We start from the raw sequence: 21493 nt of genomic DNA on the forward strand, positions 1-21493 counted from the left end.
CGCCGTCACAGGCGGGAAGACGCGTCCCACACGGCTTGCGCGACGCGCCCGATGCCGTCGCGCTGCCTGTAGAGGCGGATGTCCAGGCCGACGATCCAGTCGCTGCCCGCCGCTTCGACCAGCCTTCCGTCGTCGAGGTCGCCCTTCACCAGCGTGCGCGGCAGCCAGGCGACCCCGCGGCCATCGAGCGCCATCGACCGCAGGACGGAAGCCAGGTGCGCGGTGAACACGACGTTGCAGCGAACGGCGTCCAGCCTTCGCCCGAGGACCGCGCGGACGACCCTGCCCATGCCCGACTCCTCGGTGTACGCGAGCATGGGGACGTCCCCCTTCGCTGCTTTGCGCAGGCGATGGAGCGCCTGGCCACCGGCGCCGGGCTTTGACACCGGGACCAGCTCATCTCCCCCGATGACCGCGGAGCGGTAGGCATCGCCGTCGAGCGAGCCCGGCACCCGCGGGTGCGCATGTGCGAGGACGAAGTGGACCTTGCCCTCCTGCATCTGCGCCTCGCAGCGCGCCAGCACGTCCGAGGTCAGGGCGACAGGTCCCAGCGGCAGCTGCGCCTCGAGGGCACGGAGCCAGTGCGGAACGAACGTGAACGACAAGGCGTGCGTGCTGGCGATGCGCAGCGTGGCGGAACTCGCCTCCTCGATCTGCCTGGCCTCGCCCGGGAGGCGCGCGATCCTGGCCACCAGGTCTTGCGCGACGCCGCCGAACCATCGGCCGGCCTCCGTCAGCCGGGCCGGCTGCGTGCTGCGGTCCACCAGCGGTGCGCCGATCCATTCTTCCAGCGCCCGCACCCGGCGGCTGAACGCCGGTTGCGAGCTGTGCCGCTCTTGCGCCGCACGGGTGAAATTGCCCGTGCCGGCCAAGGCCAGGAAATCTTCCAGCCAGGTGAACTCGAATTTCATGGTTCCGGTTCGTCCAATGCATCAAATCAGTCGAAACGAGCATTGGGCAGCCTGCCGCCGGACGACGAACATCGCAGGTCGTCCCAACCGACTCCTCCACTCCATGAAGATCGTCGAAATCCGTGAAAAGACCGTTCCCATCAGCTCGCCGATCCGCAACGCGTACATCGACTTTAGCAAGATGACGCTGAGCCTCGTCGCCGTGATCACCGACGTGGTCCGCGACGGCAAGCCGGTGGTGGGCTACGGCTTCAACTCCAACGGCCGCTACGGCCAGGGCCAGCTGATGCGCGAGCGCTTCCTGCCCCGCATCATGGAAGCCAAGCCCGACACGCTGCTCGGCGCCAACGGCGTCATCGACCCGCACAAGGTGTGGGACACCCTGTTCAGGAACGAGAAGCCCGGCGGCCACGGCGAGCGCTCGGTCGCGATGGGCACCATCGACATGGCCGTTTGGGACGCCGTCGCCAAGATCGAGAACAAGCCGCTGTTCCAGCTGCTGGCCGACCGCCATGGCGACGGCACCGTGAAGCGCAAGGTCTTCGTCTATGCGGCCGGCGGCTACTACTACCCCGGGAAAGACGACGAGCAGCTGAAGAACGAGATGCGCGGCTACCTCGATCGCGGCTACTCGGTGGTGAAGATGAAGATCGGCGGCGCCTCGCTGGCCGAGGACCGGCGCCGCATCGAATCGGTGCTGTCCATCCTCGGTGACGGCCAGCGCCTGTGCGTGGACGCCAACGGCCGCTTCGACATGGACACCGCCATCGCCTATGCGAAGGCGCTGCAGCAGTACGGCCTGTTCTGGTACGAGGAAGCCGGCGACCCGCTCGACTACGAGCTGCAGTCCATCCTGCGCAGCTACTACACCAATCCCATGGCCACGGGAGAGAACCTGTTCTCCATGCAGGACGCGCGCAACCTCATCCGCTATGGCGGCATGCGTCCCGACCGCGACTGGCTCCAGTTCGACTGCGCCCTGTCGTACGGCCTGGTCGAATACCTGCGCACGCTGGACATGCTGAAACAGCACGGCTGGTCGGCGTCGCGCTGCGTGCCCCATGGGGGTCACCAGATGTCGCTGAACATCGCCGCGGGCCTTGGCCTGGGCGGCAACGAGTCCTATCCGGACCTGTTCCAGCCGTATGGCGGCTTCCCCGACGGCGTGAAGGTGGACAACAGCTTCGTCACCATGCCCGATCTGCCCGGCATCGGCTTCGAGGGCAAGGCCGACCTGATCCGCGAGATGCGTGCGCTCGCCTCCTGAGACTTCCGCGACGAATCACGCGAGCCTGTACATGCCCGCGGCGACGCCCGCCCCGGTCGTCACCCAGGTCAACGCCGCGGTGAACCAGTTGCTGGCGATCAAGGTCGATCGAGCTCGACTGGGCCTGTTTGCGCCGCCTCCGCCGCCAGGCTGCGCGCCAGGCCCGCGGCCAGTTGCAGCCGCCGCGCCAGCCACGGCGTCAGGTCCTGCTCGAAAGGGTCCGGCAGGGCCATGGGCGTCTCGGGCTGCTCTTCCACGGCGCGTCCGGGCTCGCCGGGTTCACGGCCGCCGAGGGCGAGCGAGATGTGGTCCGCCGCCTGGCCGAGCGAATCGCGGATGTCCTCGATGCGCAGGCGGTCGCGGCGCTGCAGCAGCATCGTCTTCACCGCCGTGAGCTGCGCCAGCAGCTGGTAGCTCAGGGCCAGCACGCGTTCCAGCGATTCCAGCGGCGGCCGCACGGCACGCGGCTCGGACACCGCGCGCTGGGTGGCCTGCGCCAGCGCGGACAGGCTGTCGTACACCTCGCGCCGGGCCAGGCGCCACGCCGCCTCGGTGTGGTTGTCCACCGCCGTGAGCTGGCCCAGAGCCAGCGCCTCACGCGCGTGACGCGCCTGGGCGCCCAGCGCGCGTGAAACCAGCGCGGGGATCTGGGTGCGTTCCCACGACGGCAGCACGTAACTGAAGAGCCACGCGATGGCGACGCCGATCAGCGTGTCGCCGATGCGCTCGCCGATCTCGAACACCGGCGAGACCGTGGCGTTCAGCTGGTGCGCCTGCAGCAGCGCCAGCACGGTCGCCGCGACCGCCGTGACCAGGTAGCGCCGGACGGCGAACGCGTGCGCCAGCGCCTGCGCGAGGGTGACGGTGCCCAGCAGCACGGACGCGGGCGTGTTGGCATACAGCAGTGCCGCGGCGATGACGCAGCCGAGGAAGGTGCCCGCCACGCGGCTGTTGCGGCGCTCGATCGTCTGAGCGAAGCTGCCGCGCAGCACGACGGTGATGGTGAGCAGGATCCAGTAGTCGTGCGTGCCCCACGGCAGCATCAGCGCGACGGCCTGGCCCACGCCGATGGCCAGCGCGGCGCGGATGGCGTGGCGCAGCGGCGGCGCGTCCCGCTGCCACAGCTGCGTGAAAGGCTTCCACGACCACGCCGCCGGGCTCACGAAAAGCTGCCACGCGGTGCGCACGAAAGCGACGTCGGGCTCGCGCTCGCGGCGCGCCAGGCCCACCAGCCGCTCGACTTCCTCGTGGATGTGGCGCACGCGTCCCGCCACCGACCGCGCCAGCAGGCTGCTGCCTTCCGGCGGCGTGGCCGGCGAGCGCTCGAAAGGCTCCGGCAGCCGGCGAAGCAGCAGCGCGTCGGCCAGCGCCTCGACCTCGTGCGCCAGCGAATCGATCTCCGCGCCCAGCGATTGCAGGAACGGCCGCTGCGACTCGTCGCGCTTGAGCGTGTCGAGGTCCAGGATGCAGGCGGCCAGGTGGTCGCGCATGTCCAGGATCTGCAGCAGCATCGCGGCGCGCTGCTGGCGCTCGCGCGTGCCCGGCGATTCCAGCAGCACGTTGCGCGCGACCTGCAGCTGGTCGGCCAGGCCCGCCTGCAGCTTGATCAGGCCGGCCAGGAACGCCGCGTCGCCGCCCTGCGCCTTGAACTGGCGCGCCTGCATCCGCATGAGGCGCGAGGTCAGCAACAGCGAATCGACGAGCACCAGCCTGCGGTAGGTGCCGTTCAATGCCGCGTTGACGGCCACCGCGTACACCAGGTAGATGGCGATGCCCAGCGCGAAATGGAAAGTGGACATCGCCTCGGCGTGCAGGCCCGGCTGCGCCGGCACCGCCAGCGAGAACACCATCGCGAGCATGAGGGCGATGGAGATCGGCAAGCCCCGCCGGCCCCAGGCCCCGCCGAGAAACGAAACGAACGTGACGGCGACCAGCACGACGGTGAGGAACACGGCGTCCGCGCGCACGGCCTGCACGGCGAAGAAGACGGGGATGGACAGCAGGGCTGCCGGCAACAGCTGCGCGAGCTTGCCGCGCCGGGGCGCGACCTGGTCCGGCGGCGTGGCGACGATGACGGCGACCGTCGCCGTGGCGGCCGCCTGCGGACCGAACAGCGCGTGCACCACGGCCGCCGCGAACGGGATGCCGAGCGCCGTCGCCAGGCCGTTGGTGAAATACGAGCTCAGTAGGACCCGCGCGGCCCGGCGCAATGCCGAAGGGGCGTCGTGCAATCGCATCGAAGCGCATTGTGCAACGCGCACACGGCGCGTGCGGCTTGTCTCGCTGACGCCCCGATCAGGCCGTGGGCGCCGGACCTACGGGCTTCCGGTACAGCGCATTGCGCTTGGCGATCCGGAATCCGCAGGCTTCGTACAGCCGCGCGGCGTTGAACGCGCTTTCGCCGTCCACGCCCAGGGCCGACTCGTCCATGCCCGCGGCTTTCTGCGCGTGAAGCGCCCGTGACACCAGGGCGCGCGCCAATCCCTGCCGGCGCCACGGCTTGCCCACACTGATGAATTCGGTGAAGCCGCGCCTGCGACCCAGGGTCGCGTTCTGCTCCGCGTCGATCCAGGGCTTCACCTGGCCGGCGACCTGGTTGCTGGCCGCGTGCCACGCCACTTGCCAGAGGTGCGGTTGGCAGGTGCGGGCAGCCTTCCAGTGCTCGAAGTCCCCGGGGTCCGGTGGCGCGAAACCCCAGTGGTCGCGCAAAGCTTCCATGTGCGCGTCGAAGATCGCGCGGAGGTGTGCGGGCTCCACGGGCCTCGCTTCGAAACCGGGCGGCAGCGCGAAATCGGGGATGTCCTCGAGCGTGGGCCGCTCCATCTCGAGGAAATGCCGCACGACCCGGTAGCCCGAGCTCTCCAGCAGGTGCGCACGATCGCGCTCGCCTTCGGTCACCATCGCCTGGTGCAGCCACGCTGTCGCCCGCGGGTGCGCGGCGGCCACCTGCCGTGCATGGTCTTCCATGCAGCGCAGCAGCGCCGTTCCAACGCCCCGCCGGCGGAAATCCGGGTGGACGAACGCCACCTGCGGCTGCACCAGGAAGCCTTCGCTCGTGGTGAACGGCCAGGTTCTCGCGTAGCCCACCAGCCGGTCCCCGATCTGCGCCATGACGATGCTGCGAACGGGATCGAACGACGACATCGCCGCGTAGTCCGCGCGCATGACGCCGGCGGTGCGCACCATCGCGATGCCGTCCGCCGCGAAGCTGGCATTCGCAACTTCCGCCATCCGCGGGAAGTCGGGCTCGCCGGCGAAGGGCCGCAGCTGCACATCGGAAGCACGGTGGGTCATGCGCGCAGGTCCAGCGCCTTCCAGGCCGCGAACACTTCCGGCTGCTTGCGCAGCCAATCCACGGGGAACATGTTCGTGCCCCAGTGATGCAGGCGCCCGAGCCCCTCGCCGATGTTCCACAGGTGCCGCAACTGCAGGAAGAGCGGCAAGGCCGCCAGGTCGCGTTCCGTGACCTCTCCCCCTTCTTCGCGGTACGCGGCGAGGTAATGCGTCCAGCGCTCGCGCAGGACGTCGTCGGCCTCTTTCAGCCCCTTGCGAAACAGGTAGGACCACGGAAGCACGCCGAGGTCGTAGGCGAGGAAGCCGGGGCCGGCATCGTCGAAATCGAAGAACGCGGTCTTGCGGATGCCGGCCGATTCGCCGTGCACGTGGTTGTTGAACCCGTGCGTGTCGCCGTGGCAGACCGCGCGGGTGAGCCCGGCCTCGGCCGCGGCCAGTTCGTCGAGCAGGCCATGCACCAGGCCGCGGTACGTTGCCAGCAGTTCCGCGTCCAGCTCCGGATGCGCCTCGAGATAGCCCAGGGTCCTGCCCGCCAGGTGCTGGCCGTCCAGCACGTAGCGGCTTGGCGGGCCGGCGTAGTCACGCGCTGCCTGGTGGATGCGTGCCAGCCCCTGGCCGGTCAGCCCAAAATCCTCCAGGGTCTCGGGCACCGCGCCTTCGACATGGCGGAAGAGCGCCAGCAGGCGCGGCCCTTCGGGGAACCGCAGGGTGACGTGAGGGCGGCCGTCCATGCCCGGCACGGGCGCTGCCACTGCCGCGCCCCTGGCTTCCAGGTGCGCCAGCAGCGCGGCTTCGAAGTCGGCGTTGAACGCGCCGCGTGGGCGGATCGAGTACAGGCGCGCCACGTAGCGGTCGCCGCCGGTGGACCGAACCGAGTAGTTGTCGTTGAGACCGCGGCGAATGAGGTGGCACCGCTGCACCGCGAAGCCATGGTGCCGCTCCACCCACCGCGCGACGGAAGACGCCGCGGCGGTGGTGTGGGTGGGAACGAGGTCGGCGTCGGGCTGCTCGGCGGTGGGCATGGCGCATTGTCCATGCGCCGCCGCGCCCCGCGAAGCGACCCCGCGCGTTACGGCCTGCGGCCGCCGAAGACGAAGGCGACGACGGCCAGGACGATGAAGACGAAGAAGAGGATCTTCGCGATTCCCACCGCCCCGGCGGCAATGCCGCCGAAGCCGAAGAAAGCGGCGATCAGCGCGATGACGAAAAACACGACGGCGTAGTGCAGCATGTTCGACTCCTTTTCGATGGGCGCACCCGGCGGGTGCCGGCACTGGGGCCACCTTAAGACCGGCTTAACCCGCGGCCGATCAGCGGCGGGCGGTTCCGCCTGTCCGTGCCCTCGCGCTCGGCTGTAGGACGCCACCGGGCCGGGGCGAAGACAATCGCCTGGTGACTTCCCTTCCCTTTCGCGCCGCCGTCATCGGCGGCGGACCGGCCGGCCTGATGGCCGCCGAAATGCTGGCCCGCGAAGGCGTGCCGGTCGACCTCTTCGATGCCATGCCGTCCGTGGGCCGCAAGTTCCTGCTGGCCGGGCGCGGCGGCCTGAACCTCACCCACTCGGAACCGCCCGCCGCCTTCATCACCCGCTACGGTGATCGCGGCGATGCGCTGCGCGACGCGCTTTCCTCTTTCGGCGGCGACGAAGTCCGGCGCTGGGCGGCCGGCCTGGGCATCGAGACTTTCGTCGGCACGTCGGGGCGCGTGTTCCCCGCCGACATGAAGGCCGCGCCGCTGTTGCGCGCATGGCTGCACCGCCTGCGCGCGGCCGGCGTGCGGCTGCACACCCGTCACCGCTGGAAGGGCTGGGATCCCGCGACGGGCAATCTGCTCTTCGATGCGCCGGCAGGACCTGTCGTCCACGCCGCGGATGCGACCGTCCTGGCGTTGGGCGGTGCGAGCTGGCCGCGCCTGGGTTCCGACGGTGCGTGGGCGCCGCTGCTGGCCGCGCGCGGCGTCCCCGTCGAGCCGCTGCAACCCGCCAACTGCGGATTCGACGTGGCGCCCACGCGTCCAGGTGTTGCGGGCTGGAGCGATCACCTTCGCCGGAAGTTCGCGGGCCAGCCCATCAAGCCCGTGGCCGCGCGCCTGGCGACGCAGCCGCCCGAAGAAAGCCAGCAAGGCGAGTTCGTCCTGACGGAGACGGGCATCGAAGGCAGCCTGGTGTACGCCTTTTCGGCTCGGCTGCGCGACGAGATCGCGGCGAATGGCCGCGCCACCTGGCTCATCGACCTGCTGCCGCAACACAGCCCCGCGCAGGTGCTGGCGGAAACCCGCCGCCCGCGCGGGCCGCGAAGCCTGTCCACGCACCTCAAGAGCCGGCTGGGCATCGCCGGCCTGAAGATGGCTTTGCTGCACGAGGTGCTGTCGGTGGAGCAGCTCAACGATCCCGGCCAGCTTGCTGCCGCGCTGAAAGCGCTGCCGCTGACGCTGGCGCGGCCCCGGCCCGTCGAAGAAGCGATCAGCACCGCGGGTGGCGTGCGCCTGGACGCGCTGGATGCCAACGGCATGCTGCGCGAGCTGCCCGGCGTGTTCTGCGCGGGCGAGATGCTCGACTGGGAAGCGCCGACCGGCGGCTACCTGCTGACGGCCTGCTTCGCCACAGGCCGCGTCGCCGGGCAAGGCGTGGCGCGGTGGTTGCGGGAGCGGCCCGCGCCGACGCCCGGCTGACGACGGGTGTGAAGGCGCAAAGCCGTCATCCGGCAACCGATGCGGCCAGCAGCCTGCCCACCCAGGCGATGGCGATCACCACCTGGATGCAGAAGAACGTGAACCGCACGTTCACCGCCGGGACGCTGGTCGACGCAACGTGGACGGAGGACTGGAGCACGCGCGCGACGACGAGCCACGGCGCCAGCGGGTCCGTGAGTTCGTGGCGGCCGGAAACCGTTGCCACCAGCAGCAGGCCGCCGAAGACCGGCAGGCCTTCGATGCAATTGGCGTGGGCGCGCGCCAGCCGCTGCATCAGCGGCGAGAGGTTGGCGTTGTCCGGAGTGAACCGGTTGGAAGGCATGCGCCCGGCCAGCACCAGCCAGGAACGCATCGCTTCCATGGCCACCAGCAAGGCCAGCGTCCACGCGATGAAGACGATGAGTGCGATCGCCGAGGCCGTCACGGGAGTTCTCCTGAAGCCGCTGTGAACGGCAGAGTCTGCCCCTGTGGGGCCGCAACGGGCAAGTCGGCCATGCGCGCCGCGCCGTCGCGTCGAGCAGCGCGCACAAATTCACGCGATTCTTTCGACGGCCGAGTGCACGCCCTTCGCGGCCGCCACGCACGATCACCGGATCACGAACAGGAGGTTCCCGTGCGCAGCAACCGTCGCGTCTTTCTCCTCCAGGTCATCGCCGGCACCGGCGCGGTCGCGGCGACGTCCGGCGCCACCGCCCAGCAGAAGGTCGACCCCAAGGACCCGCAAGCCACCGCCCTCGGCTATGTGGACGACACCACCAAGGCCGACACCAAGCGGTTCCCCAAGCACGCCAACGACCAGAAGTGCAACGGCTGCCAGTTCTACACGGCAGCCGCGAACACCAAGGAAGGGCCGTGCACGATCTTCGGCGGCAAGCAGGTCGCGGCCGGAGGCTGGTGCAGTTCCTGGGTGAAGAAGGCCTGAGGCCGCGCCGCGGCCTTCAATCGGCTGCCATCTGTCTCGCGAGCTGCGCCAGTTCCTCCCGGTTCAGGTCGGAGATCAGCCAGTGCGCCATGCGGTGGCGCGTCCAGTGCGCGACGTTGAAGCCGCGGCTCGAGGTCATGACGGGCGGATGGTCTGCCGTCGCGCTGGGCCAGGTGAAATCGTCCGCGACGTGCGGGCCGGCGCGCCACACCAGCACGGCCACGGGGCGTCCGTCCACGTAGTCGACACGGCCGCCGAGCAGAGTGCCACGGCCGGCCTGGGGCTCGGGCACATCGGGCGAGAAATCCAGCCGCGAGGACAGCCAGGGTTTGAGCACGTGGTGCTCCGACGACGCGACGTCCACCGACCGTGCGCCCAGCGTCGCGCGCACGTGGCTCGCGACCACGTCGTCCTCGATCCGCTGCCCGGCCTGCAGCGGCAGCAGCGCCAGGTTCACCGCCAGCGCGGCCGCAGCCACCGCGATCGCAGCGCCGGCCCACCAGCGCAACGGATGCCGGCCGCGTTCCGGTCGCGGCCACGGCCTCGGCTTCGGCACGACGAGCGCCTGCACCCGGGCCCTGAGCTCCGGCGGCGCCTCGTGGTAGTCGGCCTGCCCGCGCAGCGCTTCGCGAAGGCGCTGCATGCCCTGGACCCGCGAGCGAAGCTCCGGATCGCCCGCGAGCCGCTCTTCCATCGCGAGTTGCGCCGCGAGCTCCAGTTCGCCGTCGACATACGCGTCGAGCTGCCAGCGGGATTCGGGATGGTTCATGCCTTCTCCCAACGTCTTGCGGGGACCGAGCGCAGCGCGGGCCGCGCATCCGGCGCCAGGGCTTCGCGCAGCAGGCTGCGGCCGCGCGCCAGCCGCGACATCACGGTGCCGATGGGGATATCGGCGATCGCGGCGATCTCGCGATACGACAGGTCCTCAATCTCGCGCAGCACCAGCACCTCCCGGTACGGGAACGGCAGGCCCGCCAGCGCACGGTTGACCTGCGCGCGCTCGTCCTCGCGCGAGAGCACGTTCACCGGCTCTTCGGCGATCGCGCCGCGCTCCGGCAAGCCCTGCTCGTCTTCGTCGTCCAGCGCCACCAGCTCGGCCGGATGGTTGCTCCTCATCCAGGCGAAGCACGTGTGCCGCACGATCTGCAGCAGCCACGGACGCGCATCGCCGCCCCGGAAGCTGCCGAAGTAGCACAGCGCGCGAAGGAAGGCCTCCTGCGCGACGTCCTTCGCGTCGTCGCTGTTGCCCGTCATCCAGCGCGCGAGGTTGTACGCCGCGTCCAGGTGCGGCAGTGCCGCCTGCTCGAAACGGTGAAGAAGCGCGGGGTCGGTCACCAGGGGCCTCGTGGTGCAGGGTTCTACCCGCGCGGGGCACGGTTTATTCCCGATGGCCGCGCCGGCGGCAGGGTCGGGGAATGCGCGGCCCGCAAGGCCGGTATTGCACGCATCGCCACCTCTTTTTTCAGGAGCTCGACATGGACCTGGTGCGACGGCAACTCCTGCGCTCGGCCTGCGGCGGACTGGTTTACGCCTCGGCCCTCTTCCCCGCCTCGCGAGCGCTCGCGCGCGGTGCGGCGGGTGATTTCAACTTCGTGCAGCTCTCGGACCTGCACTGGGGCTATCCGGGCCCGGAAAACCCCGACGCGCGCGGCACCCTGCCCAAGGCCATCGCCGAGGTGAACGCGCTCGATCCGGCGCCGGACTTCATCGTGTTCACCGGCGACCTGACGCACACCACGGACGACCCTGTCGAGCGCCGCAAGCGGTTGCGCGAGGTGCAGGCCATGACGAAGGACCTGAAGGTGAAGGACCTGCGATTCATGCCCGGCGAACACGACGCATCGCTGGACAAGGGCCGCGCGTTCGGCGAATTCTTCGGGCCGGCGCACTACGCCTTCGACCACGAAGGCGTGCACTTCGTGACGCTGGACAACGTGAGCGACCCAGCGGCCCGGCTGGGCGAGGCCCAGCTCGGCTGGCTGGCCGACGACCTGCATGCACAACCGGCGGGCACGCCCATCGTCGTCTTCACCCACCGGCCGCTGTTCGACCTGTACCCCCAATGGGACTGGGCCACGCGCGATGGACAGCAGGCCATCGACCTGCTGGCGACGCGCCCGGACGTCGTCGTCTTCTACGGGCACATCCACCAGGAACACCACCGCATGACGGGCGCCATCGCCCACCACTCGGCGAAGTCGCTGATGTTCGCGCTGCCCGCACCGGCGTCGCAGCCCAAGCGAACGCCGCTGCCCTGGGATCCCGCGCAGCCGTACAAGGGCCTCGGCTGGCGCGAGATCGAGGCGCTGCCGGCGCAGGCCCGCTATGCAATCACCGAAGTGCCGGTGCAGAAGGGGGCCGGGACATGAACCGCATCGCACACCGGCGCGCATTCCTCGCGTACACCGGCGCGTTGGCATTCGCGGGGCTCGCGGCGTGGACGTCCGCGGCGCCCGCGCGGCGTGTCGTACCCATGGTCGCGAGGAAATGGACTTTCGTGCCCGGCACGGTGCAAGCCCGCAAGGGCGAGGTCCTGCTGTTCCAGCTCACGGCGCCGGAAGTGCCGATGGGATTCAGCCTGCCCGACTTCAAGGTGCGCACCGACGTCGTGCCCGGCCAGCCCGCGACGCTGGAACTGGTGGCCGACAAGGCCGGCTCGTTCACCTACCTGTGCGACGTCTTCTGCGGCGAGGGACATGAGACGATGAACGGGACGCTGGTCGTGAGCGAATGAGATCCCGGCGATCGCCCTGCGTGCAGGCCCGCTCGATGATTTCACTTGAATCGATGCTCGCCGCGCAACGCCGCGGGATGGAATGGACGGCTCCAGGAGGTGCTGCCTAGACTGCATCCGTGCTCGATCAAGGCCGATGGAGGCATGGAAGATGACCAGCTTCGCTGTGCGACGCATGGCAGCCCTCGCCCTGGTCCTGTCCGCGTGCGCCTTGCTCGCCTCCTGCGGCGTCAAGCCGGGCCCGCTGCACAACGCGGCGATCGCAGGGGACATCGAATTCGTGCGCAGCTGGATCCGGTCCGGCCGGCCCGTCGACGTCGACTCTTCCGAATATCGACACCACATCGAACACGGCTTCTCCTACATGGTGGGAGTCCGTCCGTTGATGCTGGCGAGCGGGATGGGCCACCTGGACGTGATGAAGGCGCTGGTCGATGCGGGTGCCGACATCTACGCGGAAAGCGTGATGAATCCCGGCGACTGCGACGGCTGCAGGTCCAACGCCTTCGACTACGCCGTTTACGCCGGCCAGGTCGAGGCCGCCCGCTACCTGTGGAGCATCTCCGACGGAAAGCGCCTGGGCAAACGGCTGGAACAACAGCTGGCCCTCGCGTGCATGGAGAAGTGCAGGGATGGGGCCGCCCAGGATGAGACGACCAACCTCGCCCTCTTCCTTGCCAGCATCGCCTCCGACCAGGCGTTGGGCCGCGCGATCGGCCAGGTCGGTGCGCGGGACGGCGGTAGCGCCCAACTGGAGTTCCTGCGCGCCCACCGCGTCAGGTTCCCGCCCAATACCCTGCACCCCATCGCGACCGAGCCGACGTTCCGCATGTCACCCGCCCAGTTCAAGGATCACCTGCAACGGGCGGAACTGCTGTTGCGGCTGGGGGGCGATCCCAACAACCCCTACGGCGCCCGGCAAACCACGCCATTGATGCTGGCGGCAGGCGAGCAGAACCTCGATCTCGTGAAGCTCTTCGTCAGCCACGGCGCGAACGTCGACCAGCGCGGCCCCGGGGGCGAGAGTGCCGTCAGCTGGGCCGTGTCCTCGTGTCCTTCCAACCGCCGGGACCAGAAGGAGGAACTGGACATGGTCAACTTCCTGGTCAACGCGGGCGCCCGGCCCACGGTGCCTGCGCGAACGGAACGGTTCCTGCGCGAAACCTGCTGCGCGCCGGAGCAGAGGAACTCGGAGTACCTGGGCGAGATTTGCCGCAAGCTCGGGGTGAACTGAACCCCGTGCCCCTCAGCCGCGTGCGCATAGTCATCCGTCGCATCGTCGTGTCGGAATGGCCGACGTCGGATGGGGACTACGTGCCTGGGCGATCATCGCCACCAACCATGACCATCGTACTTTCCGTTCTCGACCTCGCCCCCATCACCGCGGGCGGCGACGCCGCGGCTTCGTTCCGCAACTCGCTGGCCCTGGCGCAGCGGGCCGAACGGCTGGGCTACCACCGCTACTGGCTGGCCGAGCACCACGGCATGCCCGGCATCGCCAGCGCCGCGACGGCGGTGCTCATCGGGCACATCGCCGGCGGCACGAGCACGATCCGTGTCGGCGCGGGCGGCATCATGCTGCCCAACCATTCACCGCTCGTGATCGCCGAGCAGTTCGGCACGCTGCAGGCGCTGTACCCCGGGCGCATCGACCTGGGGCTGGGCCGTGCACCGGGGTCCGACCAGGCCACGGCCCGCGCGTTGCGGCGCGACCTGGCCAGCGACCCCGACGCGTTTCCGCAGGACGTGGTGGAGCTGATGGACTTCATGTCCGACGAGCCGCGCCAGACGGTGCGCGCCGTTCCCGGCAAGGGCGCCAAGGTGCCGGTGTGGATCCTCGGGTCCAGCCTGTTCGGCGCGCAGCTCGCGGCGATGCTGGGCCTGCCCTATGCCTTCGCCTCGCACTTCGCGCCGGCGCAGATGATGCAGGCCATCGAGATCTACCGCGCCACGTTCAAGCCTTCGGCGCAGCTGGCCGAGCCGTACGTGATGCTGGGGTTCAACGTGTTCGCCGCGCCCACCGACGAGGAAGCGCGCGTGCTGGCGACGTCGATGCAGCAGGCTTTCGTCAATCTGCGCACGGGGCGGCCTTCGCAACTGCAACCGCCATTTCCCGGTTACCTGGAGGCGCTGCCCCCGCAAGCTCGCGCGATGCTGGACGACGTGCTGTCCTGCAGCGCCATCGGCTCGCCGGCCACCGTGCGCGATGCGCTGCACGCGTTCGTCGAACGCACGGGCGCGGACGAACTGATGATCACCTCGCAGATCTTCGACCACCAGGCCCGCATGCGGTCGTACGAGATCGCGGCGCAGGCGGCCTGAGACGCTGTCTCAAGGCAGGCCCGTGACCGATCCTTCCTTCGGGTATTCCAGCTCATAGGCCACGTCGATGGCGGCGGTCTCCTGCGGGGCGAGCATGCGGACCCAGGCGACCACGCCGCGTCTCTGCTCCCACGTGTCCTGGGTCGGCTGGGGCGAGAACACGGTCTGCACCTTGACCTCGTCCGAGGTGCTCACGGGCGCGGCCTCCAGGACGAGCACCTCCACGGGCGTCGCATGGCTGCTGCGAAGCGTGATGCGGTCGGAGATGCGCCGCACGTTGCGCTTGTCGAAGAGGCCCGTGCTGCCTGAGTCGCCCTTTACCGGGCTCAGGCGCACCTGCAGCAGTTCATCCCGCCCGAACGACAGGGCCCACTTCGCTCCCGCGTCCGGCAACCACGGCAAGGCGCCCACGTAGCTGCCGTCACGGTACAGCTGCAGGCTGCCGCCGGGCCACACGCCGGCAGGCTTGTCGACCACGGCCATCACCATGGCCGTGGTCGACAGGCGCGGACTGACCTGCACGCGCTGCCGGGCCGCGAGTGTCTCGCGCGCGAGCGGCAACAGGACCTCGCGGCCGTCCGCCGGCAGCGTCACGGGAGTGCTCACCACGAACTCGGTGGCAAACGTGCCGTCCGCCTGGAAGGTGGGCGGCTCGTACTCCGCTTCCCGGCCACGATCCTTCATCGGCGCGGACTGCATGGCGGCGGACTTGGCGAGAGCGTTCGGCGGCGCGAGTTCGCCAGACGGCCGGGGCGGGTCGTAGCCGACCAGCCAGGGTTGCGGTGTCGCCGCGGAGAGGGATTGCCGCGGCTGCGCCGTGGACAAGGCCAGGCGGACGCCTCGCCAGTCCTCGCCGGTCTTCTGCGAGACCTGCGCCAGGCGGTCGATCGAAACGGTCGAATGGGCCGAGTCGAGTTCCGCGCGGTACGCCGGCCGCCAGCCGGCGCTGTTCAGCTGGTAGGAGATGCGGACGTCGCCTGCCCGCTCCGCGGTGAGCTGGATGGTGACCGTGCGCAGGTCGCGCGACTGGCTTTGCACGCGGGCCAGGTCACGCTGCAGCGCCTGGATCTTCTTGCCGATCTCGCGCTTTTGCAACGCGACCTGGTGCTTCCGGGTGAGCGCGTCGGCAGCCGCCTGCGAGAGGGCGGTCACGGTGGAGGCGAGACTCTTGCCGTCCATCGGCATGCGCGCGTGCTCCTTGCCGTTGTCGCTGGTGGCGCGCTCCAGGTAGCCCTTGACGATGTCGGCCGCGCCAGCCTGCGCGTCCAGCGCCGCCGACTGGTCCCGCAGCGCCTGGATGCTCGCCTCCAAGGCCGCCTGCGTGGCGTTGGCCGACTCCGTGCGGGATGCGTCCTGGGTGACGATCTGGCCGATGCGGATGCCTGGATCGCCCTCGACCCGCAGGGTCTGCACCGGGAACTGCGTCGTGAGTTCGGCCACCACCAGCCGCGTGGCGCCGGCTTCCACGCGTGCGGAGCGGACGACGGTGGCGCTGCCGGGGTACAGCGTGACCGCGGTGACTGGCGCGGACTGCGCGGTCGCGAAAGCCGGCACCAGCATCGCGGACAACAGCGGCAGGTACAAGAAGATTCTGTGCATCACTTTTCCTTGCAGGACGAGGTGCGACTGGCAGCACCGGGTTCGTGTGTCGGATGCGACTTTGCGGCGTCAATGCGCGTCTACGCGATCGGCTACTGCATGCGCATGACAGCGCGCCGGCGAACACGCGGCCCGAGTGTGCGCGCGACCACACACCCGCAACGCGTCGCCACAATCTTCACGCTTGCCTGCACCTGCGCCTTCGGCCGGCAGCAGCCTGAGCCAGGGCCTTGGCAGCGGAGTGGGCGCTTCCGCGCCTGCGGCCGGCGGCTCGAGTCCCTCGGCGCCGAAGGCCGCCGCGTTCGCCGCCTTCGATCAGGTCCTGGTCGGCGCCAACCCGATCACGTTCAGCCCGGGAGCCGTTGCCAGGCTCGCGGGCGGCGGCAACGTCGCGCTGTGGATCGCCCATGGTTCGACCACGCGCAACAGCCGCGTGATGGCGCAGCTCACCGATGCGGCCGGCAACCTGGTGGGCTCGCCCATCGTCGTCCAGGACGAAGTGCAGCTGGTCACCCAGGTGGCCGCGGCGGCCGCGCCGGATGGCGGGTTCCTCGTCGCGTGGGCCGGGGCCGACACCGAATCGACGACGCCCGGCGCGGTCATCCACAACGTGCAGGTGCGGCGATATTCCGCCGATGGCGTTGTGCGCGCCCGAGGCGTTCTTCCATGTGCAGGACCTGGTGATCGAACCCGCCGCCGGCGGCTACGTGGTCGGCTGGTCGTCGCAGACCGTCGCCCAGGCGCCGTTCTGGGGCCACCTGCAGCGCTTGGGCTCGGCCGGCGAACTGGCCGGCGCCCGGGCCGACCTGGTGCCGGGCGGCGGCGGCGAGGCACAGCGCAGGATCTCCATCGTGCCGCTGCCGGACGGCACCCTCAGCGCCGTGTGGAACCAGCGCAGCCCCTACTACCCGTTCACTTACTCGATCTACACGCGGCACTTCGATGCCGGCCTGCATGGGCTCACGGCACCGACGCAGCTGGCCGACACGCTGCAGGCTTCGGACTTCGCCGTGTCAGCTGCGCCGATCGGCGCCAACATCGGCCTGTCGTGGGCGGGCACGACGCAAAGCGGGCAGTCCGAGGTCCGCACCGCGGTCATCGCGCCGGAGGCTTCCGTGGCCGGCCCGTTCGACACGGCCGCTGCCACGTACCAGGTGTCCGACGTGCGCGTGCTGCCGTCCGGTGCCGGCCCGTTCGGCGTGCTGTGGCAGGAGGTCCGCGGCTACTCGCGCGGCACCAACGCCTACCTTCACCTGCAGCATCACTCAGCCACGGGCGCGGCGACCGACGCGCAGACGGAACTGAACGGCCGCGCCGTGTACTGGGTCAGCGAGCTCACTGGCGAGTACGTGCAGGCCGGCCAGGGCATCGCGGTCGCCGGACCCGACGGTCACCTGGTGGTCACGTACCAAAGCGCGGACCAGACCCAGCCGAACCAGTACCTGTTCGGGCGGTGACCCGGGCCTCGGGGGCTTGGCAGCGCCCCGCCGCGCCGGTGCTATGCGCAACCGGCGGGCACAGCGGGCCAGGCCTTCTTGGTCACGAGCATCAGCCAGGTGCGCAGCCAGCGGGGGGATGCATACGCGGCCCTCGCCTCCATCAGCAGGCGCACGGCTTGGTGGCGCTCACCACGAGCCAGTGAGGATCTTGCCGAGCTGACCAGGAACTGCGCGAGGAGCCCGCGGACGGCCTTCCTCTTGGCCGGGGGCACCAGGCCGCTGGCCAGTCTCGCCTGCATGCGGCGCAGGAACGGCGGAAGATCGGCATGAAGCGGATCGGTGTCCGACAAGCTGCCCCCCACCCACCTGTAGCCGGCCAAGGGCGCCTTCACCAGCACGAGCGGGGTGCGCTCCGCCACCCTGAACCAGACGTCGAGGTCCTCGCCCCAGCTTTCTCCAACGGGGAACCGCGGACGCAACCCGCGCAGGCATTCCGCCTCGATGGCCACGCTGCTGGTGGCGAACGTCTCGCCGCGCATCCAGCGGGTGTGCAGGTGCTCGACGAACTCGAAGCTGAAGCGATCCGGCAGGCGCGGCCAGCTTGCAATCACCTCATGCTCGCTTTCTCCGATGCGCAGGAATCCGGCGCCAAGCATCCTGACCGAAGGGTACGCCGCGTGCGCCTGCGCGTAGGCGGAGAGCAGGCGCGGATGCATCCAGTCGTCCGCGTCCAGGAAAGCGATCCAGCGGCCGGTGGCAAGCTCGATCCCGGTGTTGCGCGCCGCGGAGACCCCCTGGTTGCGCTGCCGCACGACGCGCAGGCGTGCATCACGGATGCCGAGGACCGCCTCGGCGCCGCCGTCAGTGGAACCGTCATCGACGACGATGACTTCCTTGGGCGCGAAAGTCTGCGAGAGCGCAGACTGGACGGCCCCGCGCACGAAAGCCGCCTTGTTGTACAGCGGCACGATGACAGAGAAATCCGGCTGCATCGGTCAGATGTAGAAATCCTTGACCAATGTGCTGCGGACGGCGCTCATTGGCGGTCGCCTGGCCTGGATGAACCCGCGCACCAGGCCGGCAGCGTGGAAGCACCAGGAGGTCACGGTCACGAACGCGTCCAGAACCGATCTGCGCAGCAAGGCCGCCAGCGCGAAAGGGGCGGCCAGGACACCGGCGAAGAGCTCCGTCGCCGCCCAGGGCCGAACTGGCAGGAAGGGGATCGCGACCAGCAAGGCCCACCACATCAGGACCGCCAGGTAGAGCCTCAATTCGGAGACGGACGACAGCACGATGCGCATGTGCGGCTCACCGACGCTGGCGCGAAGCAGCTGGCCGATGCCGCACAGGTACCCGTTGCGCCAGCGGCGCAGCAGCAGCGCGAGCGTGCCGTCGGCGTGGCCGTGGTGGATCACCGAAGGGCAGTCGAGCCGCCAAAGGCGCCAACCCCGGGCCCGCAGGCGCATGCCCAGGTCAAGTTCCTCGTAGCTGCGCAGGTTGCGGTCGGAGAAGTAGCCGACCTGGTCGATCGCACGGCACCGGTAGAGCCCGCCCATCTCAAGACGGTCCGTCTCGCCCGGGCGCATGTTCACCTTGGCGCGGCGGGCGCGCCTCGCGTATTCGAGACTGGTCGTCACGCGCTCTTCCACCTGGCCGCCCACTCCGGCGACGCCGGGATGGCGCATGAGGAACTCGAGGCCGGCCTTCAGGAAATCCTCGTCCAGTTCCATGTCGCCGTCGAGGATGTAGACGAAATCTCCCGTGGTGTACTGGTACCCGAGCTGCGGGCCGATGCCGCAACTGCGTTCGTCGGGGTTGGCCAGCGTGACGACGCGGATGGGGTAGTTGGCGGCGATGCGGAGGGTTTCGTCGGTGGAACACGAGTCCGCGAGGATCACCTCGCCCAGGCAGGGCAGCTTGCGCAGCGCCGAGAGCGCGCTCTGGATGGCAGCAGCGATGCGGGCTTCCTCGTTCAGCGCCTTGATGATGACGGACACCCTGATCGCGCCAACGGTGGGTCGTGTAGCCAACGTATATCTCCTGATTGCAATGTGAGCAGGAGGGTAGTGGCCGGGGTGCACCGGCGCCGGCGGAAGTAGCTCGGCAGGGTCATCGTTCAATTGCAGTACGAGAGCCCGCAGAAAGCCCCGACGGTACCCGGGGGGCGGCATGTTGATGCTCGCCATCGTGGCCGGCCACGATCCGCAGGCGTTCTCATAGGCTGCATGCGAACCGATGGAGTTGGACGGCGCCCCGAATGCCGAGCTTGCGCATCACATGGTGCTTGTGCACACGGACCGTGGGCTCCGCGATCGCCAGCTGCCGGGCAATCTGCTGGTTGGACAGGCCTTTTGCGACCAGCCGAAGTATTGCCTCCTCCTTGGCAGTGAGATCGAAGGAGGACCTGGGTGGGCTCGGAAGCGAGGCCCCGGTCCGCGCACGATCCAGTTCCAGTTCAATCAGTTCGAGCAACTGGACCGCATCAGAAGAACTGGAGACGTAGATCACACCGGTCTGGCCGACCAGGTCCGCCCCGCAACTGGCAGGCGGGACCATGCAGATGGTGCTTGTTGCTGCAGGCTGGTGGCTTAGTTGAGAGTGCAACCAAGGCAGGTGAGCAGGGTCGCTGAGATCAAGAATGACAAGGTCATAGGGAGCGACGGCCGGCAGTCTTGCCCTGCTATCCCAGGCAGCCGTCGTGATCTCATGCCCCGTCGAGGCCATCAGTATCAGGTGCAGGCACGTGCGGACAAACCTGTTTCCACTCAGCACAAGGATTTTCCCGTTGCGCATTTCTTCACTCCATGGGGGGACGAAAAGGAATGGACAAAAAAGAAGGGACTGGACAGACATGCTGTCCAGCCCCTTCCGACAGAGATAGCTTTGAACCTATGGGGTCGTCCGCTATCCCTGCCCCTGCGCTGTGTTACTTACTTCCAGCGTCCGTCGAACTTGACAGACGCTCCAATCGCCAACGTGAACGCCTTGCGAGGGCCGAGGTCAAAGGCACCGAAGAAGGGCCCTATCTGGATGTGGGCAGTGAGATGCCCCGCGACCGGCATATCCCGCAGCGGGATATTCAGCTTCGTGGAGAGCATGACATTGACGACGCCCATGTTCGCCTCCACTACGCTCGCGACCGTCACGGTGCTCGCAAAGCCACCCCCCTCAACCAGCAGTCGATCGCCCTCAGCGGCAAGCTGCAGCGTCAGGATGTCTTCGGTGTTGTCCCCCAGCTGACCGAGCTTGATGCGATCGGGCATGAGGCGGATGAACCCCTCTCCCGGTCGCGCCAGGCTCGACTCATTCAGGGCGACACCCGTCAACCAGACCAGACGACGACCGACTTCGCCGTGGAACATCACGCCGGACAACGATCCCACGCCATGGACAATCACACTTGCGCTGGCGGAGGCCTCGTCGACCCAGCCGCGCAACTTGAGCTTCCCGACCCTGAGATCCACGCCACCGCCCGGGTCATAAGCGTCCATGGACGGAGTGCGCATATCAGGGCCGCGGACGTCCGCGACGGTGGCAATGGTCGGCAGCCGGTACAAAGCCCCGTCAAAGCCCTTGTCGGTTCCGACGCGGAAGCGGAAGTAACCGTCTTCCATCTCCACAAGGGCCCAGCTCAGGTCAATGACCGCCCGCACTTGGAGCTGATGGTTCAGTCCAAGCACGATCGTGCCGACATCCGCCATGATCGGTCTGCCGAATGGACCATCGAGCAAAGCTCCCTTCGCGCGCACGTCGATCTCCGTGTACTCCTCCAGGCACGACTTGGTGCCCAGCAAGCAGCGGAATTCGGTCGCGGCCTGGATACTCATGCTCGCAGCCGGCTCCGGTTCCTTCACCTCCGTTTCAGCGTTGGACAACCCCGGGTTGATGAGACCCAGGCACAGCAACAGCACCAGCGAGCGCACAAAGTGCATATCGCCTCCTGTCTACACCTCTCGAATGAGAGGGCCGGTTTTTCTTTCACGGGCTCTCCGGAAACCCACTTAGCCACTCAAACGCTTGTAAGTGGCTAAGTGGGGTTTCCGAAAGATCCGCTTCCGAAAAGACCGGGTTGACAAAGAGCAACCCACCGATGTCGCTACAGGAGCCATCAGAAACAGCGCCTGCAACGGAAGAAAGGATAGCTCAATACAAAAGTTTTTCTTTCCCTTTGCATGCTTGCTACTGCATACGTTTATTCGAACGACGTCTTATCCGTCAATTCAATCGCCTCTTCACAACGTAATCCGATACTTCATATTGATAGAAACATAGTCGCTTTATCAGAATCGCCTTGGAGTTTCTTTTTACTCGGGC

Annotated in this window: 22 protein-coding genes; 8 read left to right on the top strand and 14 right to left on the bottom strand. The window is 68.7% G+C overall.

From position 1 onward, the window contains the following. Positions 1 to 5: 5 nt before the first annotated feature. Positions 6 to 911: a LysR substrate-binding domain-containing protein gene (locus EZ216_RS13150; RefSeq protein ID WP_135250237.1), complete on the bottom strand. Its 906-nt coding sequence runs from the start codon at positions 909 to 911 to the stop codon at positions 6 to 8. A gap of 103 nt (positions 912 to 1014) precedes the next feature. Here EZ216_RS13150 and EZ216_RS13155 point away from each other — a divergent pair, with 103 nt between their 5' ends. Continuing rightward, positions 1015 to 2178, top strand: coding sequence for a mandelate racemase/muconate lactonizing enzyme family protein (locus tag EZ216_RS13155; RefSeq protein WP_135250238.1), 1164 nt, complete (start codon positions 1015 to 1017; stop codon positions 2176 to 2178). Positions 2179 to 2276: 98 nt separating this feature from the next. On the opposite strand, the gene EZ216_RS13160 is transcribed toward EZ216_RS13155, so the two are convergent. From EZ216_RS13160 to EZ216_RS13175, 4 genes are read right to left on the bottom strand one after another with little or no spacing between them, the layout of a single operon-like run. Then, positions 2277 to 4415 (bottom strand): FUSC family protein, encoded by a 2139-nt coding sequence (locus tag EZ216_RS13160; protein WP_135250239.1) that lies wholly within the window; start codon positions 4413 to 4415, stop codon positions 2277 to 2279. Positions 4416 to 4473: 58 nt separating this feature from the next. After that, positions 4474 to 5472, bottom strand: coding sequence for a GNAT family N-acetyltransferase (locus EZ216_RS13165; RefSeq protein WP_135250240.1), 999 nt, complete (start codon positions 5470 to 5472; stop codon positions 4474 to 4476). Next, positions 5469 to 6494: a phosphotransferase enzyme family protein gene (locus tag EZ216_RS13170; RefSeq protein ID WP_135250241.1), complete on the bottom strand. Its 1026-nt coding sequence runs from the start codon at positions 6492 to 6494 to the stop codon at positions 5469 to 5471. Before EZ216_RS13170 ends, EZ216_RS13165 begins: the two co-directional genes overlap by 4 nt. Positions 6495 to 6541: 47 nt before the next feature. Beyond that, on the bottom strand, positions 6542 to 6703 hold the full coding sequence (locus EZ216_RS13175; protein ID WP_135250242.1) for a DUF1328 domain-containing protein: 162 nt from the start codon (positions 6701 to 6703) through the stop codon (positions 6542 to 6544). A 158-nt stretch (positions 6704 to 6861) separates the two neighbouring features. Here EZ216_RS13175 and EZ216_RS13180 point away from each other — a divergent pair, with 158 nt between their 5' ends. Continuing rightward, positions 6862 to 8142 carry a TIGR03862 family flavoprotein gene (locus EZ216_RS13180; RefSeq protein ID WP_439126737.1) on the top strand — a complete coding sequence of 427 codons (1281 nt, stop codon included), beginning with the start codon at positions 6862 to 6864 and terminating at the stop codon, positions 8140 to 8142. Positions 8143 to 8167: 25 nt separating this feature from the next. Here EZ216_RS13180 and EZ216_RS13185 read toward each other — a convergent pair whose 3' ends face one another. Then, positions 8168 to 8587 (bottom strand): MAPEG family protein, encoded by a 420-nt coding sequence (locus EZ216_RS13185; protein WP_135250245.1) that lies wholly within the window; start codon positions 8585 to 8587, stop codon positions 8168 to 8170. 189 nt (positions 8588 to 8776) lie between these two features. Here EZ216_RS13185 and EZ216_RS13190 point away from each other — a divergent pair, with 189 nt between their 5' ends. After that, on the top strand, positions 8777 to 9085 hold the full coding sequence (locus tag EZ216_RS13190) for a high-potential iron-sulfur protein (protein WP_239024380.1): 309 nt from the start codon (positions 8777 to 8779) through the stop codon (positions 9083 to 9085). 16 nt (positions 9086 to 9101) lie between these two features. On the opposite strand, the gene EZ216_RS13195 is transcribed toward EZ216_RS13190, so the two are convergent. Together EZ216_RS13195 and EZ216_RS13200 are read right to left on the bottom strand one after the other, a co-directional pair. Continuing rightward, entirely contained in the window at positions 9102 to 9854 is a 753-nt protein-coding gene (locus EZ216_RS13195) for an anti-sigma factor family protein (protein WP_135250248.1), read from the bottom strand. Continuing rightward, the gene (locus EZ216_RS13200) at positions 9851 to 10420 is read right to left on the bottom strand and encodes a sigma-70 family RNA polymerase sigma factor (protein ID WP_167772892.1); all 570 of its coding nucleotides are present in this window, start codon (positions 10418 to 10420) and stop codon (positions 9851 to 9853) included. Before EZ216_RS13200 ends, EZ216_RS13195 begins: the two co-directional genes overlap by 4 nt. Positions 10421 to 10560: 140 nt before the next feature. Here EZ216_RS13200 and EZ216_RS13205 point away from each other — a divergent pair, with 140 nt between their 5' ends. From EZ216_RS13205 to EZ216_RS13220, 4 genes are all read left to right on the top strand, one after another. Then, a complete protein-coding gene (locus EZ216_RS13205; RefSeq protein WP_135250251.1) occupies positions 10561 to 11454 on the top strand; it encodes a metallophosphoesterase family protein in 894 nt (297 codons plus the stop codon). Further along, a complete protein-coding gene (locus EZ216_RS13210; protein WP_135250252.1) occupies positions 11451 to 11819 on the top strand; it encodes a cupredoxin domain-containing protein in 369 nt (122 codons plus the stop codon). The genes EZ216_RS13205 and EZ216_RS13210 overlap by 4 nt, the downstream gene beginning before the upstream one ends. 151 nt (positions 11820 to 11970) lie before the next feature. Beyond that, the gene (locus EZ216_RS13215) at positions 11971 to 13053 is read left to right on the top strand and encodes an ankyrin repeat domain-containing protein (protein WP_167772893.1); all 1083 of its coding nucleotides are present in this window, start codon (positions 11971 to 11973) and stop codon (positions 13051 to 13053) included. Between the two features lie 107 nt (positions 13054 to 13160). Further along, positions 13161 to 14141 carry an LLM class flavin-dependent oxidoreductase gene (locus EZ216_RS13220; protein ID WP_135250254.1) on the top strand — a complete coding sequence of 327 codons (981 nt, stop codon included), beginning with the start codon at positions 13161 to 13163 and terminating at the stop codon, positions 14139 to 14141. A 9-nt stretch (positions 14142 to 14150) separates the two neighbouring features. Here EZ216_RS13220 and EZ216_RS13225 read toward each other — a convergent pair whose 3' ends face one another. Next, positions 14151 to 15740 carry a DUF4139 domain-containing protein gene (locus tag EZ216_RS13225; protein WP_135250255.1) on the bottom strand — a complete coding sequence of 530 codons (1590 nt, stop codon included), beginning with the start codon at positions 15738 to 15740 and terminating at the stop codon, positions 14151 to 14153. Between the two features lie 315 nt (positions 15741 to 16055). Next, on the bottom strand, positions 16056 to 16343 hold the full coding sequence (locus EZ216_RS13230; RefSeq protein WP_135250256.1) for a hypothetical protein: 288 nt from the start codon (positions 16341 to 16343) through the stop codon (positions 16056 to 16058). A 32-nt stretch (positions 16344 to 16375) separates the two neighbouring features. Between EZ216_RS13230 and EZ216_RS13235 the strand changes: the two genes are divergently transcribed. Further along, entirely contained in the window at positions 16376 to 17197 is an 822-nt protein-coding gene (locus tag EZ216_RS13235) for a hypothetical protein (protein WP_135250257.1), read from the top strand. Positions 17198 to 17238: 41 nt separating this feature from the next. On the opposite strand, the gene EZ216_RS13240 is transcribed toward EZ216_RS13235, so the two are convergent. The 4 genes from EZ216_RS13240 to EZ216_RS13255 form a co-directional block, all read right to left on the bottom strand. After that, on the bottom strand, positions 17239 to 18171 hold the full coding sequence (locus tag EZ216_RS13240) for a glycosyltransferase family 2 protein (RefSeq protein ID WP_135250258.1): 933 nt from the start codon (positions 18169 to 18171) through the stop codon (positions 17239 to 17241). 3 nt (positions 18172 to 18174) lie between these two features. Beyond that, on the bottom strand, positions 18175 to 19209 hold the full coding sequence (locus EZ216_RS13245; protein ID WP_239024381.1) for a glycosyltransferase: 1035 nt from the start codon (positions 19207 to 19209) through the stop codon (positions 18175 to 18177). 184 nt (positions 19210 to 19393) lie between these two features. Next, complete coding sequence (locus EZ216_RS13250; protein WP_135250259.1) at positions 19394 to 20032, bottom strand: helix-turn-helix transcriptional regulator; 639 nt, start codon at positions 20030 to 20032, stop codon at positions 19394 to 19396. A 77-nt stretch (positions 20033 to 20109) separates the two neighbouring features. Then, positions 20110 to 21111: a hypothetical protein gene (locus EZ216_RS13255; protein WP_135250260.1), complete on the bottom strand. Its 1002-nt coding sequence runs from the start codon at positions 21109 to 21111 to the stop codon at positions 20110 to 20112. Positions 21112 to 21493 lie beyond the last annotated feature (382 nt).

It is taken from the genome of Ramlibacter humi (assembly GCF_004681975.1).
GTDB classification, from domain to species: domain Bacteria; phylum Pseudomonadota; class Gammaproteobacteria; order Burkholderiales; family Burkholderiaceae_C; genus Ramlibacter; species Ramlibacter humi.

What these genes read in the sequence shown, in the direction of transcription:
- EZ216_RS13220 (WP_135250254.1), top strand. Translation starts at nt 13,161, where the DNA reads ATGACCATCGTACTTTCCGTTCTCGACCTCGCCCCCATCACCGCGGGC.
- EZ216_RS13215 (WP_167772893.1), top strand. Translation starts at nt 11,971, where the DNA reads ATGACCAGCTTCGCTGTGCGACGCATGGCAGCCCTCGCCCTGGTCCTG.
- EZ216_RS13155 (WP_135250238.1), top strand. Translation starts at nt 1,015, where the DNA reads ATGAAGATCGTCGAAATCCGTGAAAAGACCGTTCCCATCAGCTCGCCG.
- EZ216_RS13150 (WP_135250237.1), bottom strand. Translation starts at nt 911, where the DNA reads ATGAAATTCGAGTTCACCTGGCTGGAAGATTTCCTGGCCTTGGCCGGC.
- EZ216_RS13170 (WP_135250241.1), bottom strand. Translation starts at nt 6,494, where the DNA reads ATGCCCACCGCCGAGCAGCCCGACGCCGACCTCGTTCCCACCCACACC.
- EZ216_RS13250 (WP_135250259.1), bottom strand. Translation starts at nt 20,032, where the DNA reads ATGTCTGTCCAGTCCCTTCTTTTTTGTCCATTCCTTTTCGTCCCCCCA.
- EZ216_RS13210 (WP_135250252.1), top strand. Translation starts at nt 11,451, where the DNA reads ATGAACCGCATCGCACACCGGCGCGCATTCCTCGCGTACACCGGCGCG.
- EZ216_RS13195 (WP_135250248.1), bottom strand. Translation starts at nt 9,854, where the DNA reads ATGAACCATCCCGAATCCCGCTGGCAGCTCGACGCGTATGTCGACGGC.
- EZ216_RS13255 (WP_135250260.1), bottom strand. Translation starts at nt 21,111, where the DNA reads ATGCACTTTGTGCGCTCGCTGGTGCTGTTGCTGTGCCTGGGTCTCATC.
- EZ216_RS13230 (WP_135250256.1), bottom strand. Translation starts at nt 16,343, where the DNA reads ATGACCGCGCCGGGCGTCGTCGATTCGGTGTCGGCCCCGGCCCACGCG.
- EZ216_RS13160 (WP_135250239.1), bottom strand. Translation starts at nt 4,415, where the DNA reads ATGCGATTGCACGACGCCCCTTCGGCATTGCGCCGGGCCGCGCGGGTC.
- EZ216_RS13240 (WP_135250258.1), bottom strand. Translation starts at nt 18,171, where the DNA reads ATGCAGCCGGATTTCTCTGTCATCGTGCCGCTGTACAACAAGGCGGCT.
- EZ216_RS13225 (WP_135250255.1), bottom strand. Translation starts at nt 15,740, where the DNA reads ATGCACAGAATCTTCTTGTACCTGCCGCTGTTGTCCGCGATGCTGGTG.
- EZ216_RS13235 (WP_135250257.1), top strand. Translation starts at nt 16,376, where the DNA reads ATGGCGTTGTGCGCGCCCGAGGCGTTCTTCCATGTGCAGGACCTGGTG.
- EZ216_RS13165 (WP_135250240.1), bottom strand. Translation starts at nt 5,472, where the DNA reads ATGACCCACCGTGCTTCCGATGTGCAGCTGCGGCCCTTCGCCGGCGAG.
- EZ216_RS13205 (WP_135250251.1), top strand. Translation starts at nt 10,561, where the DNA reads ATGGACCTGGTGCGACGGCAACTCCTGCGCTCGGCCTGCGGCGGACTG.
- EZ216_RS13175 (WP_135250242.1), bottom strand. Translation starts at nt 6,703, where the DNA reads ATGCTGCACTACGCCGTCGTGTTTTTCGTCATCGCGCTGATCGCCGCT.